Source organism: Ruminococcus sp. (assembly GCF_017549005.1).
GTDB lineage: Bacteria > Bacillota > Clostridia > Oscillospirales > Ruminococcaceae > Ruminococcus.
In genome coordinates this window covers 47946-57770 of sequence record NZ_JAFYYT010000006.1, presented here as the reverse complement: position 1 = coordinate 57770, position 9825 = coordinate 47946, and the positions used below count along the sequence as shown (strand labels likewise).

The 9825-nt window shown below is 49.4% G+C and carries 7 protein-coding genes; 1 reads left to right on the top strand and 6 read right to left on the bottom strand.

Annotation, left to right across the window (positions count from 1 at the left end; all coding sequences use genetic code 11):
* The 6 genes from IKW96_RS02780 to IKW96_RS02755 form a co-directional block, all read right to left on the bottom strand.
* A partial coding sequence (locus tag IKW96_RS02780) for a hypothetical protein (RefSeq protein WP_367112940.1) occupies window positions 1–567 on the bottom strand: 567 nt, incomplete at its 3' end.
* Between the two features lie 348 nt (window positions 568–915).
* Window positions 916–4209 (bottom strand): AAA family ATPase, encoded by a 3294-nt coding sequence (locus tag IKW96_RS02775; RefSeq protein ID WP_296570033.1) that lies wholly within the window; start codon window positions 4207–4209, stop codon window positions 916–918.
* Window positions 4206–5342, bottom strand: a complete 1137-nt coding sequence (locus IKW96_RS02770; RefSeq protein WP_296570031.1) for an exonuclease SbcCD subunit D — start codon at window positions 5340–5342, stop codon at window positions 4206–4208. The genes IKW96_RS02775 and IKW96_RS02770 overlap by 4 nt, the downstream gene beginning before the upstream one ends.
* A 121-nt stretch (window positions 5343–5463) precedes the next feature.
* Window positions 5464–5631: a hypothetical protein gene (locus IKW96_RS02765; RefSeq protein ID WP_296570029.1), complete on the bottom strand. Its 168-nt coding sequence runs from the start codon at window positions 5629–5631 to the stop codon at window positions 5464–5466.
* Between the two features lie 12 nt (window positions 5632–5643).
* The gene (locus IKW96_RS02760) at window positions 5644–6087 is read right to left on the bottom strand and encodes a GNAT family N-acetyltransferase (protein ID WP_296570027.1); all 444 of its coding nucleotides are present in this window, start codon (window positions 6085–6087) and stop codon (window positions 5644–5646) included.
* 173 nt (window positions 6088–6260) lie between these two features.
* A complete protein-coding gene (locus IKW96_RS02755) occupies window positions 6261–7466 on the bottom strand; it encodes an RtcB family protein (protein WP_296570025.1) in 1206 nt (401 codons plus the stop codon).
* A gap of 534 nt (window positions 7467–8000) precedes the next feature.
* On the opposite strand from IKW96_RS02755, the gene IKW96_RS02750 reads away from it, so the two are divergent.
* Entirely contained in the window at window positions 8001–9581 is a 1581-nt protein-coding gene (locus IKW96_RS02750) for an SPFH domain-containing protein (RefSeq protein ID WP_296570023.1), read from the top strand.
* Window positions 9582–9825: the final 244 nt, after the last annotated feature.

Sequence of the window (9825 nt, the reverse complement as noted above, 5' to 3'; positions counted from 1 at the left end):
TTTTTTGGGAGCTTCAGGCTTCTTTTCCTCTGCCTTTGCCTCTTTTTTAGGAGGTTCGGGCTTCTTTTCTTCCGCCTTTGCTTCTTTTTTAGGAGGTTCGGGCTTCTTTTCTTCCGCCTTTGCTTCTTTTTTAGGAGTTTCGGGCTTCTTTTCTTCCGCCTTTGTCTCTTTTTTAGGAGGTTCGGGCTTCTTTTCCTCTGCCTTTTCCTCCTTTTTCGGGAGTTCAGGCATTTTTACTTCCGCCTTTGCGTCCTTTTTGAGAGCTTCGGGCTTCTCTTCCTCCGCCTTTTCCTCCTTTTTCGGGAGTTCAGGCATTTTCGCCTCAGGCTTCTCCTCTTTTTTGGACGGCTCGGGCTTCTGCTCAGACTTCACCTCAGGCTTGGTCTCAGCAGGCTTTTCCTCAATATCTGAATTATGATGAGCTCTTACTGCTCTCACCTTTACGATCTTTGCTTTCTTGGGAGCTTTACCACTCTCTGCTGCTCTGATCTCGCCTGAGCAGTAGGGACAGGTCTCGTATTTATCAGCATCGTAAAGATGCTTTTCGGGACATCTTGTCATTTTCATTCTGTTATCACTCCATGTATCATTTTCTGCATTTCAAATTTTTACCAAAAAATGAATTCAACAATATAATTATATCATTTCGTCGATAAAAAATCAACAAACACAGCCGCTGTCACTGAATTTTTGTAAAAAATAACAGAATATGTCTTCCCCATGCCCTAAAAACAGGGATTTAACACCCATTTTTTGTATCCTCATTGGACATTGTGCACAAAGCCTCTGCTTTATATGCAATACGTATAGGGAAGTCTATGAGTATTTATTGAGGGAAATTCTTTTGAAAAAGGGTTCCCCCCGATAAATATACATAAACCTCCCGTATACATATCGCACATAAGCAGAGGCTTTTTACACGATTATCTCCGCGCGGCTGCCGCCGTCCTTTTCCTTGGTCACCACTATCTGCTTGTCAATGCGCTGTTTCAGCGACTGGACATGAGAAATTATTCCCACAAGACGGTTGCCGTCGGAAAGCCCTGCAAGGGCGCGCATTGCCTGTTCGATGGAGTTCTCGTCCAGCGAGCCGAAGCCCTCGTCCACAAACATGGTATCGAGCTGTATTCCGCCTGCCGAACACTGTATCTCGTCCGAAAGCCCCAGCGCAAGAGACAGCGAAGCCTTGAATGACTCGCCGCCCGAAAGGGTCTTTACGCTTCTCACTGAGCCGTTGTAGTGGTCAATAACGTCCAGGTCGAGTCCCACCTGCGTCCGCTTGTCGTCGTACTCCGTCCGCCTTGTGAGAGTGTACTGCCCGTCGGACATCACCCTCAGACGCTGATTTGCACGCTGTATTATCCTGTCGAAATAGGCGGTCTGTATGTAGGTCTCCAGCATGAACTTGCTCTGCTCGGAAAGCTTTCCGTTTGCGGTATCAGACAGATTTTTCACCCACGAATAGCGTGATTCAAGCTCTGACAGTTCCGAGGAGCCGTTCACTATATTCTCAAGAGCTGTGCTGTTTACAGTTATCCTTGTATGAAGCTGTCTCAGCTTCGCCGTGAGCTGCGTTTTTTCAGCGGTAAGCCGCGCTCTTTCCGCAAGCTCCTTTTCACCGTCTATGTCGTTGAGGTCGTCGAGCTGCAAACTGAGCTGGTCAAGCTTTCCCGACAGCGCGGAACGTTCCTTTTCGCTCTCATTCACAGCTGTTTCGGCTGCTTCATAGGCTTTTTTTATCTCGGCACAGCGTTTTTGCAGCGATAAAATGTAAATCCCTGCGTTTTCGCCGTTCTCGAACCTCAGTCCGCTGCGGAGTTCCATAAGTCTGTCAGTCATTTCCGAAAGTCTGCTCTCGGAAGCCGCTTTCTTCACGGTAATATCCGTGAGAGCCCCGTTGTGTCCGTTTATCTCTTCCTCCGCCTCGGGTATGAGCTTTTCGAGCTCCTCCTTTCGGGCGGTTCTCTCCTTTTCAGCCGCAAGCTGCGCCTCTATGCCTGCCATTCGCGCTTTGAGGGCAACACGCTCGGAAACTATCCTTTCACGGGCGTTCTCCATCGGGCAGCCGCCAAGAGTTTCACCGATGCCCTTTTCCGCGTCAGCGCGGAGCTGCTTCAGCATTCCCTCAGCGGTGTCGCATTTGCTGCGGAGCTCCGCAAGAGCCTTGTCGGAGTCGGAAACAGCAGTCATCGTGCCGACTTCCTGCTTTTCGAGGGACTCTATATTCCTGTCGAGCCTGCTCTTTTCAGCTATGAGCTTTTCGGCTTCGGTCAGCTTCTTTGAAAGCACGTTCAGCTCCGCAGTACAGCTTTCAAGGGCTTTTCCGCAAAGCTCCGCCCCCTGGTCCATACCGCATCCAAGGAGTTCCTCAAGCCTTGCAGTCAGAGACTTTTCAAGCTCGTCCGCCTTTGCTTTCATGGAAGAGGCTTCTGTACTGTTCTTTTCGGCAGCACGGCGCGCCTTTTCAAGCTCCGATTTCATTGCTTCAAGCTCTTTTTCCGTTGGAGCGCCCACCTGTTTTTTCGCAGGAGATGGGTGCTGTGTCGAGCCGCACACGGGGCATGGTTCCCCGTCTTTCAGGGAGTCCGCAAGTACGCCTGCCCTGTCGTCAAGGAAAGCCCTGTAGCCGCGTTCATAGTTCTCTGAAAGGCGAGCTACTCTCTCGGCGGCTTCGCGGTATAGCTCTGCGGCTTCTTCCTGCTCGCTGCGGCGCTTTTCCCACTCGCTTATGTCTGCCGAAAGCTTTTTCAGCTCTGCATGGCGCTTTCCCGTGCTCTCCTGACTGTGCAGGAGCTTTTCCTTCTCGGCGTCGGCGCCCTCTATCCCTGCCCGCCTCTTTTTCAGCGCGTAGACCTCCCCTGTGAGAGCTTCGCATTTTTTCACAAGGCTGTCGTGTTCAGCCTGATATTCCTTGTATTCGGCAGTCTTTTCCCTTAACGAGCGGCTCCCGCTCTCATAGTCGCCTATGACCTTGGCAAGATTGTACAGCTCGGAAGCTCTGCGGACGAGCTCCTCGCGCTCGGCTGCGAGCTTTGCGGCGCTTTCACCTGTTATTTCAAGGGCTGCGTACTCCTTTTTCAGCTCCGCACGCCTTTTTTCGCATTTTTCCTTGTCTTTTATCCTGTTTTCAAGAAGCTCGTCCAGCGATAAAAGCTCTTTCCGCACTGCCGATATCTGGCTTTCCTGCTCGGAAGCCTTTGCGTACTGCGGCATTTCAGCTTCAAGAGCCGCAATATCGCCCCTTAGCTTTTCAAGCTCGGGCTGACGGACTTTTTCCTTTCCGAGCCGCTCCGAAAGAAGCCTGCCGCGCCTGACTGTATCGTCCAGCTGACGGGCAGTCCTCTCCTGCTCACCGAGCATTTTGTTCTTTTCCTCCGCCCTGGAGATACGTCCGTTGACTTCTCCAAGCTTTACGTCTGTTTCCTCGCTCTCACGGGTGAATATCTCCGTCTGAGCCTTGTCACGGGTGATGAGCTTCGTGACGGTCTCCTTTATGAACTCAACGGGGGGAAGTTCGGCTTTCAGCTTCTCCACCTCTGAAAAGTACTCATCGTCCTCACCGCAGGATATGCCGCCGACGTACTGCCTCAGCCCCTCGCGGCGCTTGTCGCACTCGCTTTTCAGCGCCACGCTCTCCTGCCTGAGAGACTCCTGCAGGGTCTGATAGTTCCTCGTCTTAAATATGTGGCGGAGTATCTCGCGGCGCTGTGAAGTGTCCTCCGTTATGAGCTTCATAAAGTCGCCCTGTGCTATCATGACTATCTGCTTGAACTGCTTCTCGGAAAGTCCGATGACCTCCGCAACTGCCGCATCAACGTCCCTTTTTCCCGAGACCGTCCTGCCGTCGGGATAGGTGAATACCGCGTTTGCAGGCTGCTGTGCAACTCCGCCGCCGCGCTTCGCCTGACGAGTATATGAGGGATTACGGTTTATCTTGTAGCGCTTGCCTGCGTAATCGAATTCCAGCTCAACATATGTGGGAGTGTCTATAGCCGCGTATTTCGACCTGAGCATACTGTCATCGTCGCGGTTCTCGCCGCTGGCAGTACCGTAGAGAGCATAGGTTATGGCGTCGAAGATAGTGGTCTTGCCTGCGCCCGTGTCTCCGGTTATCAGGTAAAGTCCCCTGTCGCCGAGAGCTCCGAGATCAAGTGCGGTAAGCCCCGAATATGGTCCGAAGCCCGATATTTCAAGCCTTATTGGTCTCATGCCTCTCCCCTCCATATCCTCTCGATGAGTGACTGTGCCAGCTGCCGCTGCTGCTCTGACATTTCGCCACCGTTGCTGAATCTGTAAAACTCCTCAAAAAGCTCTATGGGCTGCCTTTTTTCAGCCTCCGCCGTACCCATGCTGTCATGAGAGCTCCTTGTGCGGCGGTTATCGTACTCTATCATCATTATATTCGGGTAAACTGCCCTGAGTTTTCCCATAGCCTCGGGAACTTCCTCCTCGTCGGTGAGGACAGCACGGATATAGTCCTCTGTATTGCCGCTCCTGCTGAACTCCGCGGAGCTTATCTCCTCAAATGTGCCGCGTATCTCGCGCATATCACGCATGGGCGTGAGCGGTACCGTCCTTATTTCAAGGCTGCCCTTTTCACGCAGTTCCGCAACTGTTACTGACTTGGTCTGCTTTTCCTCCGAGAACGAGTATTTCAGCGGAGTTCCGCAGTAACGGATACGCTCGCTGCCTACGTTCTGAGGTCCGTGGATATGTCCGAGGGCTACGTAGTCAAAGCCGTCAAAGGCGGAGCTGTCCACATTGTCCGAACCGCCCACCGATATCTCCTCGGAGTCGCTTTTCTGAGCTCCCGTTACGAACTGGTGAGTGATAATTATATTGCGCTTTGTAAAATCTATGTCCATTGCGTCGACAGCAGCATTTACCGCGTCGGTATAGCTTTCGATATTGGCTTCGGGGAAAAATCTGCGCACTGACAGAGGTTTTATGAATGGGAGCATATACACGCAGAGCTCACCGTAATCGTCGGCAAGGACGGTGGGAACGGTGCTTCCGCTGTATACGGGAGACATATGTATGCCGCTCTTTGCCATTATATGGCTGCCGAAAGCGATACGCTCCGCGGAATCGTGATTTCCGCTTATGGCAAAGATATGCTCCGTCAGGGACGAGACCCTTGTGAGGAAATCGTCAAAAAGCCGCACTGCCTCCGCAGACGGTACGGGCTTGTCGTATATGTCCCCTGCTATAATGACCATATCAGGCTTTTCTCTGGCTATTACGCTGCATATTTCGTTCAGGATATACTCCTGATCCACGGTAAGTGAAAACTCGTTCAGCCTCTTTCCGAGGTGAAGATCGGATAAATGTATAAGCTTCATAAAAACTCCCCTTGCCACTTGCTGTTAATAAAATTATATCCTGTTTGCAGAGCAATGTCAACGAAGTTTTCACATGGAAAAATAAACAAATGCACAGCCGCGTGACTGTGCATTGTGACAATTATTCATCGAAGCTTTCGGGGTGCTTTGGCTTGCGCCTGTAGCGCCTTTTGTCAGTGTCCACTACCTTTGTGGCAGGATCGACGCCGTTCCAGCTTCCCCGCTTTGTGGAGTCTATCTTCTTTTTCTCCTTCTTGCTCATTTTGTCGTATGAAACGAATTTGTCCATGATTACCTCCATTCATATGACTTTCACGAAAAGCTGCTCCCTGCCGCCGTATATGGTATCATATTCGCCCATGCGAACGAAGCCGTACTTCTCGTACAGTCCCTTTTCGCCGCTCATTATGTATACCTTGCTGCTGCCGATTATCCTTAAATACCCGAATATCTTCCTTATCATCTTCTCCGAGAGCCTTCTGCCCCTGTAAGCTTCATCAACAAAAATGAAGCCTATCAGCGGAGAATAAGGATATTTCGGGTCGAGCTCGTCCTTTTCCGTGAGAGTGCAGAAGCCTACAGGCTCGCCGCCCTCAAAGGCGGCAAAGATGCGCTCCGTGTCCTTGAAGGAATTGCTCCGCATGAGCTCTGCGAGATACTTTCCGGCGCTCCATGAGCATTTTTCAGCATAATCCGCAACATTTCCCCATTTTTGATGTGTATCTGTCATTGTATATATTTCCATTTTTCCTCCTGTAAATCATGATTTTGCGAAGCAAAAATATGATTGAGTTTAGAGTTGACAGTTGTGGTATCGCCTGCGTCGATATGATTTTAATAATATGAGCGCAGCGAACTCATTAACTCTCCACTTTCAACTCTCAACTAAATCAAAATTCAGCCAAGCTGAATTTTGATTTACTCCTCCCCTGCCTTAAAATTGTATATTGGCTTGATTATTTCGTTTATTTCAACTGTATCGCCGATATTGTCAACTATATCCTCCATTGACTTGTACGCCATGGGGCACTCGTCCAGCGTCTGTGCATTTACCGAAGTCGTGTAGATACCGTCCATCTGCTTTCTGTACTCCGACACTGTGAAGCTCTGCTTCGCCTGTGAACGGGACAAAAGTCTGCCTGCACCGTGAGGTGCGGAACAGTTCCAGTCGGGATTGCCCTTTCCTGTGCAGATAAGGCTTCCGTCGCGCATATTGATAGGTATCAGGAGTTTCTCACCTGCCGCCGCAGAAACTGCTCCCTTGCGTAGTATCATTGTCTCCGTGTCGATATAGTTGTGGATAGTTGTGAACTGCTCCTCGGCATGAACGTGCATACCCTTGATAATCTCGTCCATCATCGCCTGACGGTTCAGCATTGCGAACTGCTGCACTATCTTCATGTCGTGGATATACCGGTCGAAAAGCTCACCCTCGCAGTAGGCAAGGTGCTTTGGAACGTCGGTAGTCTTGGTGTTTTCAAGCTTTTTCAGCTCGGACTGTATCTGCTTCTGCTTTCCCTCCGCCTTCAGACGGGCGATAAGCTCGCTTACCTCCTTGTCAGAGCTCTTGTTCAGACGTCTGTACGCCTCGTTCTGATAGTACCTGGCGACTTCAACTCCGAGGTGGCGGGAGCCTGAGTGGATAACGATGTAAATGCTGCCGTCCTCGCCCTTGTCGGCTTCGATGAAGTGATTTCCGCCGCCGAGAGTACCTATGCTCTTTTCTGCACGGAGCGGGTCGATATGCTCTATGCAGTAAAGCTCTGCAAGATTGATCTTTTCACAGTAGCGGTGAGGCTTTTCGCGTATCGCAAAGCCCGAGGGTATCTTCCCGTAAATAAGCTTGTCCAGTTTCTGGAGCTCTATGTGCTTTTCCCTGAGCCTTACGGTCTCCATGCCGCAGCCGATATCGACTCCCACAAGATTTGGTATGACCTTGTCGGTAATGGTCATTGTAGTACCTATGGTACAGCCTGCGCCTGCGTGGACATCAGGCATTATGCGTATCTGCGAGCCTGCGCTCACGGGCTGGCTGCAGAACGCGATTATCTGCGTAATGGCGTCCTGTTCGATAACCTCGGTGAAGACCTTCGCAGAATTGTATTTTCCGTTGAGTTCTATCATATTCTTTCCTTTCCGAAGCTGCCCGGGCAAATAAAAAAAGCACTCCCGCAGGAGTGCATAATGCTCTGTATACGCAAAAGCTCAGCACATGGCTGAACATTCCGGGCAAACTCCATGCTTATTCTTATTGATATTAAATTCCGGCATCTGAGGGTATTTTTTGAACATTGTCATGGTGTTCACCGTCCTTTCGTAGAATATGGGTCTATTATAAATCGTGATAAGCTGCAAAGTCAAGGCATATGAAAAACTGTAATCAAACTGTAATAATTAGCCGAAGAGGATAAAAAAAGGTCGTTGCAGGGCTTATAAGTTCCGTAAACTATTCAAAGAGTTCATATGAACCTCTTGAAATGATATATTCTTCTGTGCATTATGCATAAAGAACACTTCTCATTTATACAAGAGGTAAAAAATTGTCGGGTATTGACAGATAAATAGAAATAATATATAATAATATCATGCAGTTGAAACACGTCAGCTGCTACGATCGGTGCTCCGCATAAGCACATTTTCTATGATATGGAGGTTTATATGTTCAACAAGATCAATCTTATGGCTCTCTCATTTGAGGACTTCAACTGGGGCGTCATCATCCCTGCCGGAATAGGTATCATCCTATTGTTAATAATCATTTTCTCCGGATATATCAAGGCTCCCCCGGATACTGCATACATCATCTCAGGTCTGAGAAAGAAAATAATCATCGGTAAGGCAAGCATACGCATACCTTTCTTTGAGCGTGTGGATAAGCTGAAATTACAGCTCATCGCCGTTGACGTAAAGACTTCAAGCGCTGTTCCTACCGCGGACTACATCAACATCAACGTTGACGCAAACGTTAACGTTAAGGTAAGCAGCGACCCCAACCTCATCAAGCTGGGCGCTGAGAACTTCCTCAACAAGGACACAGCTTATGTTGCTAAGGTCGCAAGAGAGGTTCTTGAAGGTAATATGCGTGAGATCGTTGGTCAGATGTCCCTCGAGGCTATGGTAAACGACCGTAAGGCATTCGCCGAAAAGGTTCAGGAGAACGCTGCTCCCGACCTGAACAGAATGGGACTTGAGATAGTTTCATTCAACGTTCAGAACTTCACTGACGACCAGAACCTTATCGAAAATCTCGGTATCGACAATACCACTAAAATCCAGAAGAAAGCTGCTATCGCACGCGCTGAGTCCGAAAAGGAGATCGAGATCGCCAAGGCTCAGGCTAAGAAAGAAGCTAACGACGCCAAGATACTCGCTGAGACCGAGATCGCTCAGAAGAACAACGAGCTCGCTATCCGTCAGGCTGAACTGAAAAAGGAAGCCGACACACAGCTCGCTATTGCAGACGCTGCATACGAGATCCAGAAGGAAGAGCAGCGTAAATCTATCGAGGTTTCAAAGGCCAACGCAAACATCGCCGCTTCCGAAAAGGACGTAGAGCTCAAGGCTCGCGAGGCAGAGGTTACAGAAAAGGCTCTCGAAGCTCAGATCAAGAAAAAGGCTGAAGCTGACCGCTACAAGGCTCAGCAGGAAGCCGACGCAAAGCTCTATCAGCTCAAGAAAGAGGCTGAGGCTGACCGTTTCCAGAGAGAACAGGAGGCTGAAGCTCAGAAGGCTGAGGCTGAAGCTCAGAAATTTGCCAAAATGCAGGAGGCTGAAGGTATCGCTGCCGTAGGTAAGGCCGAAGCGGACGCTATCCGCGCAAAGGGTCTTGCTGAGGCTGAGGGTATCAACGCCAAAGCTGAGGCTATGAAAAAATACGGCGAGGCTGCCGTACTCGAAATGTACTTCAAGGCTCTGCCTGAGGTTGTAAAGAACGCTGCTACTCCTCTTGCCAATGTTGACAAGATCACAATGTACGGCGACGGCAATTCAAGCAGACTCGTAGGCGATATCATCGGCTCGACCACTAAGATCACCGACGGTCTCACCGCTGCAACAGGCGTTGACATAAGAGCTCTGCTGGCCGGCTTCCTCGGCGGAAAGGCAGCTGCTCCAAGCGCTGCAGACAATACAGATACAGAGGATATTTCATCGGTGGATACAGACTACACAGAATACACCCCGACTGATACGGACTACTATACTGACACCAACACCGATCCTGATGTGCCTGAACTGTAATATATTTTGCATAAAACATTATCCCCTGACGATATGCGGTCGTCAGGGGATTATTGTCGTTTTGCTGTAATATTACCGCAATATCTCTGTAATTTTCTAACTCTTTCCACTTCCATATTGAGCAAATTTTGGTTAGTCTATTTGTATAGTTTTCACAAAGTTGTACAAAAAGCATTTACAAAAGACGAAATATAGGTTATAATGATAGTAGCATCAAAGCGTGATTCAATCTCAAAGATAGCAA

Coding starts and splice junctions, on each gene's coding strand:
- IKW96_RS02775 (WP_296570033.1), bottom strand. CDS start 4,209: ATGAGACCAATAAGGCTTGAAATATCGGGCTTCGGACCATATTCGGGG.
- IKW96_RS02770 (WP_296570031.1), bottom strand. CDS start 5,342: ATGAAGCTTATACATTTATCCGATCTTCACCTCGGAAAGAGGCTGAAC.
- IKW96_RS02765 (WP_296570029.1), bottom strand. CDS start 5,631: ATGGACAAATTCGTTTCATACGACAAAATGAGCAAGAAGGAGAAAAAG.
- IKW96_RS02760 (WP_296570027.1), bottom strand. CDS start 6,087: ATGGAAATATATACAATGACAGATACACATCAAAAATGGGGAAATGTT.
- IKW96_RS02755 (WP_296570025.1), bottom strand. CDS start 7,466: ATGATAGAACTCAACGGAAAATACAATTCTGCGAAGGTCTTCACCGAG.
- IKW96_RS02750 (WP_296570023.1), top strand. CDS start 8,001: ATGTTCAACAAGATCAATCTTATGGCTCTCTCATTTGAGGACTTCAAC.